General features: G+C 76.4%; 17 protein-coding genes and 1 pseudogene. 15 read left to right on the forward strand and 3 right to left on the reverse strand.

Annotated elements, in window-relative coordinates; genetic code table 11:
• Window positions 1-138 precede the first annotated feature (138 nt).
• Complete coding sequence (locus ACFY7E_RS23195; RefSeq protein ID WP_389487707.1) at window positions 139-861, forward strand: S1 family peptidase; 723 nt, start codon at window positions 139-141, stop codon at window positions 859-861.
• Window positions 862-936: 75 nt separating this feature from the next.
• Here the strand turns inward: ACFY7E_RS23195 and sigJ are convergent, their stop codons facing one another.
• A complete protein-coding gene (gene sigJ / locus ACFY7E_RS23200) occupies window positions 937-1,869 on the reverse strand; it encodes an RNA polymerase sigma factor SigJ (RefSeq protein ID WP_389487905.1) in 933 nt (310 codons plus the stop codon).
• A gap of 134 nt (window positions 1,870-2,003) precedes the next feature.
• Here sigJ and ACFY7E_RS23205 point away from each other — a divergent pair, with 134 nt between their 5' ends.
• Entirely contained in the window at window positions 2,004-2,834 is an 831-nt protein-coding gene (locus ACFY7E_RS23205) for an alpha/beta fold hydrolase (protein ID WP_389487709.1), read from the forward strand.
• Between the two features lie 45 nt (window positions 2,835-2,879).
• On the opposite strand, the pseudogene ACFY7E_RS23210 reads toward ACFY7E_RS23205, so the two are convergent.
• Window positions 2,880-3,773, reverse strand: a pseudogene (locus ACFY7E_RS23210) (EamA family transporter); the annotation flags it as partial.
• Window positions 3,774-3,980: 207 nt separating this feature from the next.
• Here ACFY7E_RS23210 and rpmB point away from each other — a divergent pair.
• On the forward strand, window positions 3,981-4,217 hold the full coding sequence (gene rpmB / locus ACFY7E_RS23215) for a 50S ribosomal protein L28 (protein WP_389487711.1): 237 nt from the start codon (window positions 3,981-3,983) through the stop codon (window positions 4,215-4,217).
• Entirely contained in the window at window positions 4,217-4,522 is a 306-nt protein-coding gene (gene rpsN, locus ACFY7E_RS23220; RefSeq protein ID WP_389487713.1) for a 30S ribosomal protein S14, read from the forward strand. Before rpmB ends, rpsN begins: the two co-directional genes overlap by 1 nt.
• A gap of 156 nt (window positions 4,523-4,678) precedes the next feature.
• Here rpsN and ACFY7E_RS23225 read toward each other — a convergent pair whose 3' ends face one another.
• Window positions 4,679-5,872 (reverse strand): YncE family protein, encoded by a 1,194-nt coding sequence (locus tag ACFY7E_RS23225; RefSeq protein ID WP_389487715.1) that lies wholly within the window; start codon window positions 5,870-5,872, stop codon window positions 4,679-4,681.
• 87 nt (window positions 5,873-5,959) lie between these two features.
• On the opposite strand from ACFY7E_RS23225, the gene ACFY7E_RS23230 reads away from it, so the two are divergent.
• From ACFY7E_RS23230 to ACFY7E_RS23280, 11 genes are all read left to right on the forward strand, one after another.
• On the forward strand, window positions 5,960-6,943 hold the full coding sequence (locus tag ACFY7E_RS23230; protein ID WP_389487717.1) for an ABC transporter substrate-binding protein: 984 nt from the start codon (window positions 5,960-5,962) through the stop codon (window positions 6,941-6,943).
• Between the two features lie 104 nt (window positions 6,944-7,047).
• Window positions 7,048-8,178, forward strand: a complete 1,131-nt coding sequence (locus ACFY7E_RS23235) for a FecCD family ABC transporter permease (RefSeq protein WP_389487907.1) — start codon at window positions 7,048-7,050, stop codon at window positions 8,176-8,178.
• The gene (locus ACFY7E_RS23240; protein ID WP_389487719.1) at window positions 8,175-9,182 is read left to right on the forward strand and encodes a FecCD family ABC transporter permease; all 1,008 of its coding nucleotides are present in this window, start codon (window positions 8,175-8,177) and stop codon (window positions 9,180-9,182) included. Before ACFY7E_RS23235 ends, ACFY7E_RS23240 begins: the two co-directional genes overlap by 4 nt.
• A gap of 20 nt (window positions 9,183-9,202) precedes the next feature.
• Window positions 9,203-10,030, forward strand: a complete 828-nt coding sequence (locus ACFY7E_RS23245) for an ABC transporter ATP-binding protein (protein WP_389487721.1) — start codon at window positions 9,203-9,205, stop codon at window positions 10,028-10,030.
• Window positions 10,031-10,086: 56 nt separating this feature from the next.
• Window positions 10,087-10,200: a streptamidine family RiPP gene (amiA, locus tag ACFY7E_RS23250; RefSeq protein WP_243900507.1), complete on the forward strand. Its 114-nt coding sequence runs from the start codon at window positions 10,087-10,089 to the stop codon at window positions 10,198-10,200.
• Between the two features lie 91 nt (window positions 10,201-10,291).
• Complete coding sequence (locus ACFY7E_RS23255) at window positions 10,292-11,131, forward strand: hypothetical protein (protein ID WP_389487723.1); 840 nt, start codon at window positions 10,292-10,294, stop codon at window positions 11,129-11,131.
• Entirely contained in the window at window positions 11,128-12,609 is a 1,482-nt protein-coding gene (locus ACFY7E_RS23260) for a CocE/NonD family hydrolase (RefSeq protein ID WP_389487725.1), read from the forward strand. The genes ACFY7E_RS23255 and ACFY7E_RS23260 overlap by 4 nt, the downstream gene beginning before the upstream one ends.
• A complete protein-coding gene (locus tag ACFY7E_RS23265; protein WP_389487727.1) occupies window positions 12,606-13,985 on the forward strand; it encodes a YcaO-like family protein in 1,380 nt (459 codons plus the stop codon). The genes ACFY7E_RS23260 and ACFY7E_RS23265 overlap by 4 nt, the downstream gene beginning before the upstream one ends.
• A gap of 8 nt (window positions 13,986-13,993) precedes the next feature.
• Window positions 13,994-15,190 carry a SagB/ThcOx family dehydrogenase gene (locus tag ACFY7E_RS23270; protein WP_389487729.1) on the forward strand — a complete coding sequence of 399 codons (1,197 nt, stop codon included), beginning with the start codon at window positions 13,994-13,996 and terminating at the stop codon, window positions 15,188-15,190.
• A complete protein-coding gene (locus ACFY7E_RS23275; protein ID WP_389487731.1) occupies window positions 15,187-16,926 on the forward strand; it encodes an ABC transporter ATP-binding protein/permease in 1,740 nt (579 codons plus the stop codon). The genes ACFY7E_RS23270 and ACFY7E_RS23275 overlap by 4 nt, the downstream gene beginning before the upstream one ends.
• The gene (locus ACFY7E_RS23280; protein WP_389487733.1) at window positions 16,923-18,713 is read left to right on the forward strand and encodes an ABC transporter ATP-binding protein; all 1,791 of its coding nucleotides are present in this window, start codon (window positions 16,923-16,925) and stop codon (window positions 18,711-18,713) included. The genes ACFY7E_RS23275 and ACFY7E_RS23280 overlap by 4 nt, the downstream gene beginning before the upstream one ends.
• Window positions 18,714-18,723: the final 10 nt, after the last annotated feature.

Here is an 18,723-nt window from a genome sequence, read left to right on the forward strand (position 1 = left end):
CCCTCCTCTTCGGAATCATGGGTCATGTCCATGTCGAACCACCGCCCCGCCGGCGGTGCTCCGGCATGCGCGCGGCCTCCTCCGGGCCGCCCGCCCCCCACACGCGCGCCCCGGGCGCGCCCACCGAAACGAGGAACCTTGCGCATCTCACGGCTCGTGCCCGCCCTCGCGGCCGCGGCGGTCTCCGTCCTCGCCCTCCTCTCCCCCGCCGCCTCCGCGGCGCCGGCGCCGGCGTCCCCGGCCGTCCAGGCCGTGCAGCCGATCATCGGCGGCGGCTACGCCTCCAACGCCCCGTGGGCGGCCCGGCTGCTCTCGAACGGCCGGGAGACCTGTTCGGCCACGATCATCGCCCCGACCTGGATCCTCACCGCCAAGCACTGCGTCAGCGGCGGCGGCCTGTCGTTCCGCATCGGCAGCCTCGACCAGTACAGCGGCGGCACCGTGGCCAACGGCGTCCAGACGTACACGCACAGCTCGGACCTGGCCCTGGTCCGCCTCGACCGCTCCGTGTCGGCGACCTACGCGACGCTCGGCCAGCCGGGCACCGTGCGCGTCGGCCAGAACGTCCAGGTGTACGGCTGGGGCGCCACCTCCCAGTGCGGCTCGGAGGCCACCTGCCAGTCCCGCTACCTGAAGGTCGCCAACGTCACCGTCACCGGCGGCTGCACCGACGCCTACGGCGGCTCCGCGATCTGCGCCCGCCGGGGCGACGGCATCACCGCCGGCGGCGACTCCGGCGGCCCGATGATGGCCGCCGGGGTCCAGGTGGGCGTCGCCTCCACCAGCGACCGCCAGACCACCACGGCGTACACCAACGTGACGGCGTACCGCTCCTGGATCAAGTCGATCGCGGGCGTGTGACGCGCTCCCCCTGCCGAGGGGCCTCCTGCCGCGGTGCGGCGGGAGGCCCTTCGCCGCTCTCGTGCTGACGGGGCGTCACATACCCTTCAAACCGTGGAACTTGTCGGGGTTCCGGATGATGTGGAGGGTCTGGACGTGCCCGTCCCTGACCTCGATCTGGATCACCGTGTCGACGTGCCCGTCGGCGAACGAGACCAGGGCCGGAGCGCCGTTGACCTCGACGAGGCGGTGCTCGTACAGGAAGTCCGCCTCCCGGGCCACGGCGTTGAGGAAGCGGCCGACCTTGGCCGCGGTCTCAATGACCCGCAGCGGCGCCTTGGACTTGCCGCCGCTGTCGCCGACGAGGCGCACGTCCGGGGCGAGCAGGGCGAGGAGTTCGCCGAGGTCGCCGCCGGCGGCCGCCGCGAGGAAGCGTTCGGTGAGGTCGCGGCGCTCGGCCGGGTCGACGTCGTAGCGCGGCCTGCCCTCGTCGACGTGGCGCCGGGCGCGTCCGGCGAGCTGGCGCACGGCCGCCTCGGAGCGGTCCAGGGCGGTGGCGATCTCCCCGTACGGGAAGCCGAAGGCCTCGCGCAGGACGAAGACGGCCCGCTCCAGGGGCGAGAGGGATTCGAGGACGACGAGGACGGCGAGCGAGACGGAGTCGGCGAGCAGGGCGCGCTCGGCGGTGTCGGGGGCGGCCGGGCCGAAGTCGGTGACGACGGGCTCGGGCAGCCAGGGGCCGACGTAGGTCTCGCGGCGCGTGTGGGCGAGCCGGAGCCGGTCGATGGCGAGGCGGGTGGTGATCCGCACGAGGAAGGCGCGCGGTTCGCGGACGGCGGTCCGGTCCTCGGCGGTCCAGCGCAGCCAGGCCTCCTGGACGACGTCCTCGGCGTCGGCGGCGCGTCCGAGCATCCGGTAGGCGACGCCGAGGAGCATCGGGCGGTGCCGCTCGAAGAGTTCGGTCGGGGTGTCGGCCGGGACGCCGCCGGGGGCACGGTCGGCGGTACCGGTCGGAGTGTCGGTGGGGATGTCGGTGGGCACCCGTCCATCCCAGCCCACCTCCCGCGGCCTGTCCAGTTCGGGGCGGGCTCTTGAACTCCCGGCTACCGACCGGTAATTCTTACTGACGGGACGTCCGAGAAGCGCCTCGACAGGGAGTCCGCATGCCCGCACGGAGCACGTTCACGATCGAGACCCCCACGGGTCCCCGCACGACGTCCCTGACGTACGAGAGGAGGGGCTCGGGCGAGCCGCTGCTGCTCCTCCACGGCATCGGGCACCACTGGCAGGCCTGGGAGCCCGTCCTCGACGTGCTGGCCGCCGAGCGGGAAGTGATCGCCGTCGACCTGCCCGGCTTCGGCGCCTCCGACGGACTGCCGGAGGGCGCTCCGTACGGCCTGTCCGGCGTCGTCCCCGTCCTCGGCGCCTTCTGCGGGGCCCTCGGCGTCGAGCGTCCGCACGTGGCGGGGAACTCGCTCGGCGGGCTGCTCGCGCTGGAGCTCGGCCGGGAGGGGCTGGTGCGTTCGGTCACCGCCCTCTCCCCCGCCGGCTTCTGGACGGAGGCCGAGCGGCGGTACGCCTTCGGGACGCTGCGGGCCATGCGCGGCGCGGCCCTGTCGCTGCCCGTGCCGGTGATCGAGCGGCTCTCCCGCACGCCCGCCGGGCGCACCGCCCTCACCAGCACCATCTATGCCCGGCCCGCACGGCGCTCACCCGAGGCGGTCGTCGCCGAGACGCTCGCGCTGCGCGGCGCGACCGGCTTCCACCAGACGCTGGCGGCCGGCCGGACCGTGCTCTTCCGCGACGACCTCCCCGGGGTCCCCGTCACCGTCGCCTGGGGCACCCGCGACCGGCTGCTGCTGCGCCGCCAGGGCGTCCGCGCCAAGCGGGCGCTGCCCGGCGCGCGCCTCGTCCGGCTGCCCGGCTGCGGCCACGTGCCCATGAACGACGATCCGGCCCTCGTCGCGCGCGTGATCCTGGACGGCAGCCGCTGAGGCCGTTCGCGTACGGGTGAACAGGCCGGTGCCCAGGGCGGCGCCGGCCCCCACGAGCAGGCTGCCGGCCGCCTGCGGGAGGCCGAAGGCGGCGCCCGCGACCAGGACGGCGCTCAGGGCGGCGGCGACCGGGATCGCCCCGGTGAAGAGGGTGGCCCGCTCCATGCCGATCCGCTGGACGCCCATGTAGAAGAGGACGAAGCCGACGACCGTGGCCAGGGCCGCCTGCCACGCGAGCGCCCCCGCCTCGACGCCCGTCGGCGTCCGTACGAAACCGGTGCCGTCCACGAGCAGGCCGAGGAGCGCCGCCTCGGCCGCGCCGACCCCGCAGACGGCGGCCGTGAGCAGCTTCGGGCCGAGGATCCGCAGCACCGGGACGGCGAGGACCGTGAACCCCACCTCGCCCGCGAGCGCCGCGACCGACCAGCCGATCCCGGCCGCGTCCGTACGCCCCCAGCCCTGCACGGTGAACGCGCCGGCGGCGACGAGCAGCGCCCCGCACAGCACGGCGCGGGCCGGCCTGCGGCCCTCGGCCAGCGGGACGAGGACGGCGACGACGACCGGCGCGCAGCCCACCAGGACGCCCGGGACGGCCGGTTCGGCGGTCCGCTCGGCGGCCAGGACGGCGAGGTTGAAGCCGACCATGCCGACGGCCGCGAGGGCGGCGAGCCGCAGCCAGTGGCGGGCGGTCAGGAGCCGGAGCGGGGCGAGTCCGCCACGGCCGAGGAGCGGGAGCAGGAGCAGACAGGCGGCCCCGTAGCGGAGCGCCTGCCCGCCCGCGTACGGATAGGCGCCGAGCAGGCTGTTCGCGGTGAAGGAGGCGCCGACGAGGGCGTAGGCGAGGGTCACGAGCAGGACCCCGCGCAGGGAGTTCGCGTTCATGGCTCCGACGCTAGGAATCCGCGCGGCCCCGGTGAAGGTCCACTTCCAGGACGCCATCGGGGACCACTTCGGTCTCCTCGTGGCCGACGGAGGAGGCGGTGCCGGCCTTCACGGCGGGGACCTTTCAGGGGGCGGGGTGACAGGCCGGCGCTCTTCGCGGAGTCCGACGGCCGGGTGGAGGCCGTGGCGTGCCGTGCGGCTAGTATATGGACATGATTTCCATTACCAATATGTAGTGGACACCGAGAGAGGCAGGTCACGCCCATGTCCGCCCACTGCCAACTGACCGGCGCCAAGCCGGGATTCGGCAACACGATCTCCCACTCGCACCGGCGCACCTCGCGCCGCTTCGACCCGAACATCCAGCACAAGCGCTACCGGCTGCCCAGCGAGGGGCGCCACGTCCGTCTGACCCTGAGCGCCAGGGCGATCAAGACGGTGGACGCGATCGGCGTCGAGGCGGCCGTGGCCCGGATCCGGGCGCGGGGAGGGAAGGTCTGATGGCGAAGAAGAGCAAGATCGCGCGCAACGAGCACCGCAAGGAGGTCGTCGGGCGGTACGCCGCCCGGCGGGCCGAGCTCAAGGAGATCATTCGCCGCCCGTCCTCGACCCCGGCCGAGCGGGAGGCCGCGCGGGCCGAGCTGCGCCGGCAGCCGCGCGACGCCGGCGCCACCCGCGTGCGCAACCGCGACAGCGTCGACGGACGCCCCCGGGGCTACCTGCGCACGTTCGGGTTGTCCCGCGTACGGACCCGGCAGCAGGCGCACGCCGGCTTCCTGCCCGGGGTGACCAAGTCGTCCTGGTGACCGGGTCCCGCCGACCCCGGAGCGGCACTCCGCCGCCGGGGGTCGGCCGCGCGGCCCGTCGTGTTCGGTCGAACCGGCGGGCCGCGCACGCGGCCGTCGTGCGGGGCGCCGGCGGCCCGGGGGCCCGGGAGGTCAGCGGCCCAGGAGCCCGGGACGTCAGCGGCCCAGGGGATCGCCGTCGGCGCCGTCGTTCCGGCCGAGCAGCACCGCGTGACCGCCGTGGTGCAGCGGCGTGTCCAGCCGTACGCGGGCCGTCTCGTGGCCCGTACGCGCGTCGACGAGGTGCACTTCGCCGTGGCCGCCGCGGGTGACGGCCACCCGGTGGTCGCCCGGCGAGGCGGCCACGGCGCGGCGCTGGACGCCCTCCCACGGGGTGCCGCCGCGTCTCGGCGCGCCGGTCATGGCCGGGAGGGGGACGCGGCGGAGGGTGTCGTCGGAGCCCAGGAGGACCAGCTCGTCGCCGTCCGGGTGGACGCGGGTGAAGGCGGTGTGGTCGCGGGCGAGGGCCAGCCGGAAGACCAGGCCGGGGCCGAGGTCGGTGAGGACCGTACGGCCCGTCTCCAGGTCGTGGCGCCATGCCCGGTTGGTCCAGTCCGGCCATCGCAGCGGGTCCGGGGCGCCGCCGCGCAACGTGCTCCAGAGGGCCCGGCGGCGGGTGTCGAGACGGAGGTACCAGCCCCGGGCCGGTGACTCCCAGGGGATCACCGCCTCGGCCACGAGTCCGCCGCTCTTCCGCCGGGCCGCGTGCACCCCCGCGCCCGTCGCCGCGAACACCCGCCCCGAGGCGGGGTCCTGCGCGTCGCCGTGGCCGTCGTCCGGCAGGGGCAGCACCGCGTGGGGCTGGACCACCGGGCAGCCGGGACGCGCCGCGAGGAGGTCCGCGAACCGGTGGACGGCCAGCGCGCCGGGTTCCCGGTGCCGCAGCACGACGAGCGGATCGCCGTCGCCCAGTACCGTCACGCCCGGTTCGCCGACGCGGGTGCGCACCCGGGCGGCCCCTCCGGTGGCCAGGTCGACGACCGTCAGGAGATCCGACCACGGCTCGGCGCTCCGGCCCAGACCGGTGGTGACGGCCAGTCGGCGCCCGGACGGGTCGCAGGCGAGATGTTCGGCCGGGACCGCGACCGGGACGGCGAGCTCCACGAGTTCGCCGCCGAAGGGATCGAGCACCAGAAGCTCCCCGCGACGGTCGTCGACACAGGCCACGCGCCCCCCGGGCAGGGCCAGGAACCCCGCGTGCTCGGACAGGTGGCGCCCCGTGAGGCGTCCCGTGACCGTGCCGGAGGGCACGTCGAGCACGTACACGGCTCCGTCCACGTGGTCGGAGACGAGGAGCACGGAAGCGGGCATGGGGACCTCCAACGGCCTGTTTTATGAAAACGATTATCATGTATGTTCGGTGCGTTCCAGATCCCCGAAGAAGGAAAGAGGGCGTCGATGCTGCGCGCACCGTCGAGATTCGTCCGCACCTGGCTCACCGCGGCGGTGGTGGGCTCCGTCCTGGCCGGCTGTGGATCGCCGTCCGGCGGGACGGCGGACGGGAAGGCCGGACCCGGCGCGAGGGCCGCGGTCGCCGTCACCGTCGAACCCATCGGGGCGGCGACCGAGTTGACCGACGTGAACGGTTTCAGGATCGCCCTGGAGAAGAAGCCGGAGCGGATCGTCTGCCTGTTCGCGCTCTGCGACGACATCCTGACCGAGCTCGGCATCGTCCCGACGGCCACCAACAGCTCCCTGCTCGCCCACCCCGGCTTCCTCGGGGAGAAGAGGGCCAAGGAGGTCCCCGTCGTCCCGGGCGGGTTCATCGCGCCGGAGGTGGAGGCGGTTCTCTCCCACAAGCCGGACCTGGTGATCGGCCTGGGGGACACCCACGGCAAGCTCGCCCCCGCCCTGAAGGGCGCCACCACGTTCTGGCCCATGCAGCCCGAGACGTGGGAGGACAGCGTCGGCTACCTGCGCGACACCGCGGCCCTCACCGGCCGCACCGACCGGGGGGAGAAGGCCGAGAAGACCTTCCGGACCAAGCTCGCCGCGGCCGAGAAGACGCCCAGCGACAAGACCGCCCTCATCGTCTACGGCAACGACGAGAACTTCGGCGTCGCGACCCCCGAGGGCGACGTGACCGCCAGCCTGTTCCCCAGGATCGCCCACTACCCGTGGAAGTCCCGCGGCGTGGAGGGGAGTCACAGCCTCGAAGAGATCCTCGCCCAGGACGTCGACGTGCTGTTCGTCGAAACGATGAGCTTCGGCGACGCGGACGGCAGGCTGTCGGAGAAACTGGCGAAGAACCCCCTGTGGAGCAAGATCCCGGCCGTCGAGAGCGGCGACGTCCACGAGGTGGATCCGGAGGCGTGGGCCAAGGGGCGCGGCACGCGTTCGCTGGGCATCGTCCTCGACGAGGCCACGGCCGCGCTGCGGTGAGGACGTCCTTCCCGGCGCCCACCACGGCGGACCGCGCGGCCGGCGGGAAACGGCGCTCCTCGCCGCGCGCCCGGGCGTGGCAGCCGCTCCTGGTGGTCGTACTGCTGACCGCGGCGTCGCTCTGCGCCCTCTGCCTCGGCACCCCCCACGTCCCGCCGCACCGGCTGCCCGGTGCGGTGCTGGACGGGGACGCCTCGCTCGCCGGCGTCGTGGTCACCGAACTCCGCGTCCCGCGACTGGTGCTGGCGCTGATCGCCGGCGCCTGCCTGGGCGCGGCGGGACTCGTGCTCCAGGAGGCTCTCCGCAATCCCCTGGCGGTGCCGGAGATGCTGGGCGTCTCGTCCGGCGCGGCCCTGGGAGTGGCCGCGCCGCTGGTCCTGGCCCTGTCGCTGCCCGCCGCGGTCGAGCCCCTGCTCGCCCTCTGCGGGGCGGCGCTCGGCGGCGGGCTCACCCTGCTCGCCGCGGGTCTCGGGCGCAGTCCGTCCGCGGTACTGCTGACCGGGACCGCGGTCGCGGCGGCCCTGCAGGCCGCGCTGCTCGTCCTGATGGTCATGGCCGACCAGCTCGACCTCCAGCTCGTCTACCGCTATCTGCTGGGGTCCCTCTCCGCGCGGACCTGGGACGACATCGCGGGTCTGTGGCCGTGGCCGGTCGTCACGGTCCCCGCTCTCGTGCTGTGCGCGCCGGTGCTCTCGGTGATGCGGCTGGGCGACGAGGACGCCGAGGCGCTGGGCGTGCGCGCCCGGCGGGCCCGGCCGGCCGCGCTGGCCGTCGCCGTCGTCCTGATCGCGCCCGTCACCGCCGTGTGCGGACCCGTCGCGTGGGTCGGTTTCCTCGCCCCGCACCTGGCCCGGTGGTTCGCCCCCGGCCGGGGCGCGGTGCGCCTGCTGCCCTGGTCCGCCGCGTGGGGCGCCGTCGTCGTGGTGGTCGCCGACGTCCCCGCCCGGCTGGCGCTCGCGCCCGTGGAGACACCGGCCGGCGCCTGGACGGCCCTGCTGGGGGTGCCGGCGGGCGTCGCCCTGATGCGGTCGGGGCGGCGCGGCCGGACGGCCGGACGCGAGGCGGTGGAGACCGACGCCGTACGGGCGCTGCCGCGCGAACGGCGGACCACGGCCGACGGAGCACGTCGCACCGGGGCGGAGGAGCAGGCGCATCGGTACGGGTCCGGGGCCCTCGGTGCCGGCGGCGCCCCGGCCCGGCCCGTCGGGACGGACGGAACGGAGGACACGCGGTGACCCGGCGTTTCACGGCGCTCGCGGCACTGGCCGTCGTGTGCGCGGGCGTGGAGCTGGTGGCCGGGCGCGGCATGTCCCCGGGCGCGGTCTGGGAGGTCCTGGGCGGCGGCGGTGACGCGACGGAACGCCACATCCTCCTCCAACTGCGCTTCCCCCGGACGCTGGTGGCCCTCGGCGCGGGCGCGTGCCTCGCCGTGGCCGGCCTCGTCCTGCAGTCCGCGCTGCGCAACCCCCTCGCCGGGCCCGAGGTGACCGGCGTGACGCCGGGGGCGGTCCTCGGGGCCGTCACCGCGACGGCCCTGGGGCTCGCCGGATCGGAATCACCCCTGGCCGTGGTGCTCGCGGCCTGCGCGGGCGGGTGCGCCGGAGCGCTGCTGCTCTGGCTGCTCGCCGGCCGCGGGGGCGGCGACCCGGCCCGGACCGCCGTGCACGGAGTACTGGTGTCGGCGGTGCTCGGCGGACTCACCGCCATGGTGCTGCTCGTGGAGCCGGGCGAACTCGGCAGCGTCGTGCAGTGGCTGGTGGGCACCACGGAGGGCCGTGTGTGGGAGCACTGGCACCTGCTGTGGCCCTGGGCGCTGGCCTGGGGAACCGCGGCCTGGCTGCTCGCCGGGCCCCTGACCCTGCTGCGCTGTGGTGACGACATCGCCCTGGCCGCCGGTCTCTCCGCCCACCGGGCCCGCACCCTCGCCCTGGTGTGCGCGGTGGCGCTGACGGCGGGCGCGGTGGCCGCCGTCGGGGCGCTGGGCTTCGTGGGGCTGCTCGTCCCGCACCTGGCGGTGGCCGTCTTCGGCGCGGACCTGCGCAGGAGCCTTCCCGGCACAGCCCTGGCCGGCGCGGTCGTGGTGTGCGGGGCGGACGCCGTCGCACAGCTCTCCTCGCGACTGCTGGCCAGGACCCTGGAGGCCGACGGGCTCACGCTGCCGGTCGGAGCGCTCACCGCCTGCCTCGGCGCCGCCCTGCTGCTGGCCGTCGTGCGCCGCGCGCCGGACCGTACGTTCTGAGAGTCGACGGAGGACAGAGCATGACCCTGACCCAGCCCGTGGGAATACACGTCGAGGGGGTCCACTTCGGCTACCCCGCACGACCCGTGCTGCGGGGCGTCGACCTGACCGTACGGCCGGGCGAACTGACCGCCCTCGTCGGGCTCAACGGCTGCGGCAAGTCGACCCTGCTGCGCCTGGTCGCGGGGCTGCTCCGGCCGGACCGGGGGCGCGTGCTGCTCGGCGGGGACGACCTGGCCGGGCTCTCCCGGCGCGCCACGGCGACGAGGGTGGCGCTGCTGCACCAGTCCGCGCCCGCCGTGCCGGGGATGACGGTCCGCCACCTGGTGCGTCAGGGGCGGTACGCGGCCCGGGGCCCGCTGGGCATGCTGCGGGAGGGCGACGATCCGGTCGTGCTCCGGGCGCTGCGCGACGTCGGCGTGGAGCGGTGGGCCGACCGCGACGTCGACGCGCTGTCCGGGGGCGAGCGGCAGCGGGTGCGGCTCGCGATGGCGCTCGCCCAGGACACCCGTGTCCTGCTGCTCGACGAACCCACCACCTATCTGGACCTGCACCACCAGCTCGACGTGCTGCGGACGGTGGTCCGGCTGCGCGGGGAACGGGGGCTCACCGTGGTGATGGTGCTGCACGACCTGGCCCACGCCGCCCGGTTCGCCGAGCGCGTCGTCGCCCTGCGCGAAGGCCTCGTCGTGGCCGACGGGACGCCGGAGGAGGTCGTCACGCCGGGGCTGCTCGCGGACGTGCTGAAGGTGGCCGGCCGCGTCGGCAGGGACCCCGAGGGGGGCTGGCCGGTGTGTTACCCAGATCACCCCCTGCCCACTATAGAAAATGAAAATCAATTCTATTAGTGTCGTCCACGGCGCTCGACCGAACGCCGCATCTCCCTTACACACAAGGAGAGTTCATGGACAACGAGCAGATCTTCGCCCCGATCGCCGACCCGGGTCAGCTGGCCCACGACTCGGCCTCCCACTCCAACGCCCTCGTCGAGAACCCCTTCGAGGACACCGAGGAGTAAGCGGGGGCCCACCGCCCTCGACCGTGGGCCCGCCCGCTGCCTTCCGGGCGGGCCCACGCCCGCGCCAAGCCCCGCGACCAGGAGGAACGTCGTGCCACCCAACCGGCTCGTACCCGGTGTCGAAGTCGTCGCCGTGCCCGGACGGGGTCTCGCCGTCCGCACCGCCGAGGGAGGGTTCCTCGGCGTCAGGACAGGACACGCGGACGAGAACGCCCTGCTCTCCCTGCTCTCGGGCGACCACGCGGCCTCCGCCGACGAAGAACTGCGCCGTGTGGCCCGGGGCTTCGAGGAGGCCGGCTACCTGGCCGACGCGGCGCGGCGCCCGCGGTGGCCCGCCGCCCGGCGCGACGTCCGGCTCCTCGGCGACCCGGCGCTGACCGGACCGCTGGCCGCCCACCTGACCGCCCTGGGCGCCGCCCCCCGCACGACGCCCGCCGCGTCGCCGCCGGAGACGGAGGACCTGCTCGACGGGGACCCCGCCGCCGTCGTGTGGTGCCTCGACGGTCCCGTGCCCGACGGACTGTGGGACGCCGCCGACCGGCTGCCCGAGCACGGGGTCGCCTGGCTCCGCTGCCACCGCGAGGGCTGGCAGGCGTACGTCGAACCCCTCGCCACCGCCCCCGGGGACGTCACGGCCGCGCACGTCCGGGCCCGCCGGCTGGCCGCCACCCCCGCCCACCGCGAGCTGGCCGCCTACTGGAGCGGACCCCGCACGTCCGGCGAGCCGGTCCGCCTCACCGTCCCCGCCGCCGCGCTGCTCGCGGCCCTGCTCGCCGACGACCTCGCCCGGTGGGCCACCGGAGCCCCGGACGCACCGGGCGTCCCGGCGCGGCGCCGGCTCCGGCACGTGGACCTGCGCGCGCTGACCGTCACCGACCGTCCCGTCCTCCCGGTGCCCGCCGTCGCCCCCATGCCGGAGAGGGACGGATGACGTCCTCGCCCACGGCCGTCGACGGCCTCGCCACGGACGTACGGCTCCCCGACGGCCCCGGCCCCTTCCCCGCCGTCCTCCTCCGCACCCCCTACGACCGCACCCGGCACCGGGCCGAGGCGCACGGCTGGGCCCGCCGGGGCTTCGCCGCCGTCGTCCAGGACGTGCGGGGCCGGTTCGCCTCGGCCGGGGAGTGGCGGCCGTACGAGAACGAGACCGCCGACGGGGCGGCGACGGCGCGGTGGATCCGGCGACAGCCGTGGAGCGACGGACGGTACGTCGCCGCCGGCGGCTCCTACGGCGCCCACTGCGCCCTCGTGCTCGCCCTCGAAGCGGACCGGGAGGCGCGCCCGGACGCCGTCGTCGCCGCCGTACCCGCGCTCGGCGCCGCCGAGACGGCACGCGAACCCTCGGGGGTGGAGAGGCTGCTGTCCCGCGCCGGATGGTGGGCCGCCCACGGCGACCGGCGCGACTCCGACGAGAGCGCGCTGGACAGGGCCCTGGCGGCCGATCCCGGACTGCTCGCCCACCTGCCGGTCACCGGTCTGCCCGACCGGCTGGGCCGGAGCCTGCCCTCCTGGGCGGGACTGTGGCGGCACCACGCGCGCGGCCGCCCCACGGCGCGGGCCGCACACGCCGGCGTGCCCCTGCTCGCGGTCGGCGGACACCACGACCACTTCACCGAGGACACCTTCGACCTGTGGCGCGCCTGGGGAGGGTCCTCGGCCCGCCTGCTCCTCGGCCCCTGGGGACACGGCCTGGTCTCCGCGCCCGGACCCGGCGCCGGGCCCGCCCACCGGGTGGACCTCGGCGAGCTGTACGCGTGCTGGGCCCGCCGCGCCCTGAGCGGTGGACTCGCCCCCGGCCGTCACGGCGCGCTGGCGCTGGGCGGCGGCGACCTCTGGCTGCCCGCGGACACGGCGGGCGAACCTCGCGCGTACGGGCTGCGGCCGCTGCACGGCTCCGTCTTCACCGCCGACCCCGGCCGCCCCGTCCGCTCCGACGACCTCGCGGTGCCCACCCGCGGGCTCCCCGACCGCTGCCTGCTGACCACCCCGCCGCTGCCGCGCCCGCTGGACGCCGTCGGGCCCGTACGGGTACGGCTGCGGGCCGCCGCCGACACCCCGTCCGCCGACTGGATCGCCCGGCTCGTCGCCCTCACCCCGGAAGGGACCGCCGAACGACTCGCCGTCGGCGTCCTGCGTCGCGAGCGGCCGGTGGGCCGGGCCGGGGAGTTCACCGTCCACCTCGGCCGGATCGCGCGTCGGCTGCGGGCCGGTGTGCGGCTCCGCCTGGAGATCGCCGGACACCACTTCCCCGCGCACGCCCGCAACCCCCACACCGGCGACGACCCCGTCACGGCCGCCCGTCTGCTCCCCTCCGGACGGGAAGTCGCCCCCGGGAGCGTGACGCTGACCCTGCACGTCCTCGCCTCCCGCCCCACCTCCACCGATCCAGCCAAGGAGATCCTGCGATGACGGCGCTGCCGCCGGAAGCACTCGTCGACCCCCTCTGCGGCATCGTCCGCAAGGTCAAGCCCGTCGAACACCCCGCGGGCGCCCCGCCCCGCTACACCGCGCTCACGGCCGAGGTGTCCGACGCCCGCAGACTCGGCCTGTGGCCGGCCGACCGGGTCTCCCTCGGCACCACCTTCGGCGACCCCGAACAGGCCCGGATCGCCGCGATAGCCGAGGGCGTGGAGCGGTACTGCGGCAATCGCGTGCCGCCGCCCGGCCACCCCGAGGCGCCGCTGCGCGCCACCGCCGCCGAACTGACCGAGAAGGGCCTGCGGCTCTACGGCCCCGGCGACCTGCCCGCGTACGCCCCCTGGCAGTACGCCCGGGAGAAGTTCCCGTACCGCCCCCTCACCGCCGACACCCCGTCCCTGTGGACGCGCGGCACCGAGCTGCTGCCCGACGGGGACACCACGGAGGTCTGGGCCCCCGTCGCCCTCACCCATCTCAACTGGCGCCAGGGCGACCTGCGCGAACTGCCCCGCACCCACCACCTCAACTACGCGGGCATCGCCACCGGGCAGGGCCTCGACGACGCCGTCGGACGCGGCCTCCTGGAGATCGTCGAACGCGACGCCCTGGAGCTGTGGTGGCACCTCGACGGACCGGCCCGCGGCATCGACCCGGCGAGCGTGCCCGGCCTCCTGGACGACCTGGCCGGCTCCGCGCTCGACGTCCACCTCGTGGAGATGCCCTCGGAGTTCGCCCCGTGCGTGGCCGCCCTCGTCCACGATCCGCGCCTCGGCCTGTACGCGGCCGGGTTCGCCTGCAAGGACGACCCGGCCGAGGCCGCCCGCAAGGCGGTCCTCGAAGCCGTCCACACCTGGGTCTTCACCCAGGGCCTGACCGGCCCCGACGGCTGGGTCTTCCAGGCCGTCGAGGCCGGACTGCTCGCCCGGGGGCTCTACCTGGAGCACCGCGCCGACGGCCGCTACCTCGACGCGTGCGGCGAACGGTTCGAGCACGTGCGGGACCTGGGCGCGCACGTGCAGGTGTGGCTGGACGAGCGGATGGCGGCCGAGGCGCGGCGGTTCACCGATCCCGTCCTCGGGACCGTCGGCGTCGACGCCGTCGAGCCCGGCAGCCGCGAGCGGCTGGAAGGGGCGCTGCGCGCGGGCGGCCACCGCGTCATGACGTTCGACCTGACCACGGAGGACGTGGCCGAGACGTCGCTGCGGGTGGCCCGGGTCCTCGTCTCCGGCCTCCTCCCCAACGCCCCCGCCGCCTTCGGCTACTTCGGCTGCCCGCGGCTCGCCGGGGAGGCGGTCCGACGGGGCTGGCGCACGACCGCGCCGGAGGCCCCCGAGGACTTCACCCTCGCCCCTCCGCCGCACATGTGAGGAACACCGTGGAACACCTCTGCTCCGGCCGCCCGGCGGACGGCGAACACCCCGGCGCGGACCGCCTCTGCTCCGGCCGCCCGGCGGATGGCGAACACCCCGGCTCCGGTCGCCCCGCGGGGCTCGGCGTCCGGCTCGCTCTCGCCCGTTCCTCCCGGGTCCCCGGGCCCGACACCTCCGCCGGGACGCGCGTTCCGGTCCGGCCGGGGCCGTCGCGTCCGATTCCGCGTCCCGGACCGGCGGAGCTCGACCTGGGTGCCCTGCTGCGCCTCTCCCTGGCGGCCTCGGACGCCTCGGGGCGGCTGCGTCCGACTCCCTCCGCCGGCGCGCTGCACCCGGTCGACGCCGTGCTCGTCGTCGGCGCCGGCTGCTCGCTGCCGCCCGGCCGCTACGGCTACGACCCGCTGCGCCACCGCGTCCACCGGCTCGGCCGGCAGCCCGACGGCACACCGCCGGGCGTGGTCGTCGAACTCTCCGTCACCGCACGGCGCACGGTCTCCCACTACGGCCACCGCGCCCTGCCGCTGCTGCTCCTCGACACCGGGCACGCCGCCGGGGCGCTGTTCCTCGCGGCCGGCGCGTCGGGGGCGGGAGAGGCCGAACCCGTGCTGGACGGAGCCTCCGAGCACCCCCTGGCAGCCGTACGCGTCGCCCCGCCCGGTCCCGGCCGCGCCTCGCCCTCGCGGTCGCCCGTACCCGAGGAGCTGCTGGCCCGACGCAGCGCCCCGTCGCCGACGGGGTCCCCTCCCCCGGACGCGCTGCGGGCCGTCCTCGCCACCGCGACCGCCTCCGGCGGCGGCGACCTGCGGTGGTGCGCCGCCGTGGGCCCCCCGGGCCCCGGTCTCGTGGAACCGGCCCCCGACGGCGGGGCACCGCGCCGGTGCGCCGCGGGCGATGCCCGCCCGACGCTCGCGGCCTGGGCGGCGGGCCAGGCGTGGATCGCGGACGCGGGCGCCGTCCTGCTCGCCCACGGCTGCCCCGAGGACGCCGACGCGCAGCACATCCGCCGTACCCACCTGCGGGCCGGGTTCGCCGTCCACCTCGCCCATCTGACCGCCCGGCGGCACGGTCTGGCCGCCCGGCCCGTGGGCTCCTGGCAGCGGGCGGACCTCGGCGCCGCGCTCGGCGCCGCCCCCGGCCGGGACTGGATCGTCCACGCACTGGCCCTCGGCACCCGCCACGCCGACGAGGAGAAGACCCCGTGATCGTCCACCCCGAACTGCGCCGCGCCGCCCGGTGCGCACGCCGCCCCCTGCTCGCCGCCACCCTCCTGCACGGCGCGGTCGCCCTCACCCACCTCGTCCAGGCGGCCCTGCTGGCCCTCGCCCTCGCCGACGTGGCCCGCGGCCGCACCGAACGGCTCCCGTGGCTGCTGACCGCGGTGCTCGCCGCCGTCGCCGCCCGTGCCGGACTCGGCACACGGCAGCGGCGCACCGCCACCCGCGCCGGAGCGCTGGTCAGGGTGGCGCTGCGGGACGAACTCCTTGCCCGTCTGGGACGCCTGGGGCCCGCCCATCCGACCACCGCGCGTGCCGGAGCCGTCCGCACGACCCTCGTGGACGGGGTGGAGGGCGTCGACGCCTACGTCTCGCGCTACCTGCCCCAGCTGCTGGTCGCCCTGACCGTGCCGCCCCTGGTGCTCGCCGTCCTGGCCCTCGTGGAACCGGTGGCGCTGCTCGGCCTGGTCCCCGCCCTGCTGCTGGCCCTGTGCGGCCCGCGCGCCTGGGACCGGCTCCTGGCCGCCCGGGGCAAGGAGCACTGGGACACGTACGAGGGTCTGGGCGCCGACTACCTGGAAGCGCTGCAGGGCATGCCGGCCCTGCGCGCCGCCGGCGCGGTCGGCCGCACCCGCGTACGTCTGGAGGAGCGCTCGGCGGCCCTGCACCGGGCGACCGTCGCCAAACTCCGCGTCTCCCTGGCGGACACGGGCATCACCGACCTCGCGATCCAGGGCGGCACCGCCGCCGCCGCGCTCCTCGCCTGTCACGCGGTCCTCGGCGGATCCACCACGGCGACCGGCACCTATCTGGTGCTGCTGCTCGCCTCCGAGTGCTTCCGGCCGGTCCGTGACCTGGCCCGCGAGTGGCACGCCGGCTACCTGGGGGTGTCGGCCGCGGACAGGATCGCGGCACTGCGCACCGCCGAACCGGCCGTCCACGACACCGGGACGGCGCCCGCTGACTGGCCGGGGCCCCCGGAACTCCGTTTCGAGGACGTCCGGTTCACCTACGACGGCGCGACGGCGCCCGCCCTCTGCGGGGTCTCCTTCACCGCGCCGGCGGGACGCACGACCGCGATCGTCGGCCCGTCCGGCGCGGGCAAGTCCACCCTTCTCGCCGTGCTCCTGCGCCATCACGATCCGGACGGGGGCCGCGTCCTCCTCGACGGGCGCCCCACCACCGAGTACCTCCTCGACGCGCTCCGGCGGGGCATCGCCGTGGTGTCGCAGGAGACGTACCTCTTCCACGCCACCATCGCCGACAACCTGCGCGCGGCCCGTCCCGGCGCCACGGACGACGACCTGGCGGCGGCGGCGCGCACCGCCGGCGTCCACGACGAGATCGCCGCCCTCCCCGACGGTTTCGCCACCGTCCTCGGGGAACGCGGCGCCACCCTCTCCGGCGGACAGCGGCAACGGCTCGCGCTCGCCCGCGCCCTGCTCGCCGACGCCCCGGTCCTCGTCCTCGACGAGGCGACCAGCTCGGTCGACGAACGCCGGGAGGCCGGCATCGTCCGCGAACTCCTCGACGCCGCCGGCGACCGCACCGTCCTGGTCATCGCCCACCGGCTCGCCGCCGTCCGCCACGCCGACCGCATCGTCGTCCTCGACGCGGGGCGGGTGGACGCCGTCGGCGACCACACCGGCCTGGTCGAGGCCGGCGGCGTCTACACGCGGCTCGTCGAAGCCGGCCACGACCACCGAGGAGAACTCGCCGCATGAGCAGCGCCACCGGAACCGTCACCACCGCCGGGGCCCCCGCCGCCGGGGCCCCCGCCGCCGGGGCGGGCGCGCCCGAACCGGGCTCCCTGCGCGCCCTCCTCCCCGCCCTCGCCGGGCACCGCGCCACGACGGCCCGCACCTGCGCCGCCGCCCTGCTCGAACAGGGCTCCCTCGTCGCCCTCGTGACGCTCGCGGCACACACCGTGGGAACGGCGGTCATCGAGGCGGAGGCCCCGTCGTCCGGCACCGTCGCCGCACTGGTCGCCCTGGTCCTCCTGAGGGCCCTGGCGACCTGGCGCGAGATGGACCTCTCGCACGACCTGGCCTACCGGGTCCTGGCCGCCCTGCGCGTACGCGTCTTCGACGGGCTCGCCCGCAGCGCGCCCGCCCGCGTCGCCGGCCGCCGCAGCGGCGACCTCGCGGCCACCGCCATGGCGGACGTGGAGGCACTGGAGTTCTTCTACGCCCACACCACCGCCCAGCTCCTGGCGGCGGCGACGGTCCTCACCGGCGGCGCGACGGTCCTCGCCGCGGCGGAACCGTGGCTCCTGGCCGCCGTGCTGCCGATCGCGGCGCTGCTCGCCGTGGCCCCCTTCGCCGAGGCGCGCGGGCGCGCGGTGCGCGGCGCCCGCACCCGGGCGGCCGTCGCCGAGCTGTCGGCCGACACGGTGGAGACCGTGGACGGACTGCGCGAGCTGCTCGCCTTCGGCGCCCTCGCCGGGCGGCGCCGCCGGCTGGCGGAGCGCGGGCGGCGGGTGGGCGACGCCCAGCGCGCCGAGGCCGCGTGGGAGGCCGGTGTCGCCGCGGTCCGCGATCTCCTCGTCGTGACGGCGGTCCTCGGGGTGGTGGCCGCGGCGGCGCAGTCCGCGGCCTCGGGGCGGCTGCACGGTGCGTGGGCACCGGCGGCCGTGGCGCTCTCCCTGGCCGTCCTCGGTCCCGTCGCGGAGTCGGCCCGGTCCCTGAGCCGGGCCGTGTCCCTGCGCGCCGCCGCCTCCCGCGTCGGCGCGGCCCTCAACGCCCCCGCGCTCGCTCCGCCGCCCGCCGCGCCCCGCGCCCTCCCGCCCGGCCCGCTGGGCGTCCGGCTGCACGGGGTGACGTTCGACTACGGCGGCGGGCCCGTCCTGGACGGCGTCGAGCTGACCGTCCGCGCGGGGCAGACGCTCGCCCTGGTCGGTGCCTCGGGCTCCGGCAAGTCGACCTGCGCCCACCTCCTGGCCCGCTTCTGGGACCCGTCCGGAGGGGCGGTGCAGCTGCTGCCGGCCGAGGGGGACGCGATCGACGTACGGGAACTGGCCGATGCCGAACTCAGGCGCGCCGTCGCGCTGGTGGGCCAGGAGACGCCCCTCTTCCACGGCACCCTCGCCGAGAACCTGCGGCTCGCCGCCCCCGGGGCCGACGAGGGCCTCCTCGCCGAGACGGCCCGTCTGTGCGGCGTCGACCGGATCGCCCCGATGGACACCCCGGTCGGCGAGCGCGGCGCCACCCTCTCCGGAGGCCAGCGGGCCCGTGTCGCCCTCGCCCGGGCGCTCCTGGTCCGGCCGCGCGTCCTGGTCCTGGACGAGTCCACGGCCCATCTGGACAACGCGAGCGAGGCCCGTCTCGCCTCCCTGATCCGGGCGGAAGGGCGTACCACCGTCGTCATCGCCCATCGTCGCGCCACCATCCGCAGGGCCGACCGCATCGCCGTCCTGGAGGCCGGGCGCGTCGCGGAGGAGGGCACCTGGGAGGAACTCACCGCCCGTCCCGACAGCGCCCTCAACCGCAGCCTCGCCCACCTGCCCTCGTGAGGACGGCGGC

This window comes from Streptomyces sp. NPDC012825 (assembly GCF_042900925.1).
Taxonomy (GTDB): Bacteria; Actinomycetota; Actinomycetes; order Streptomycetales; family Streptomycetaceae; genus Streptomyces.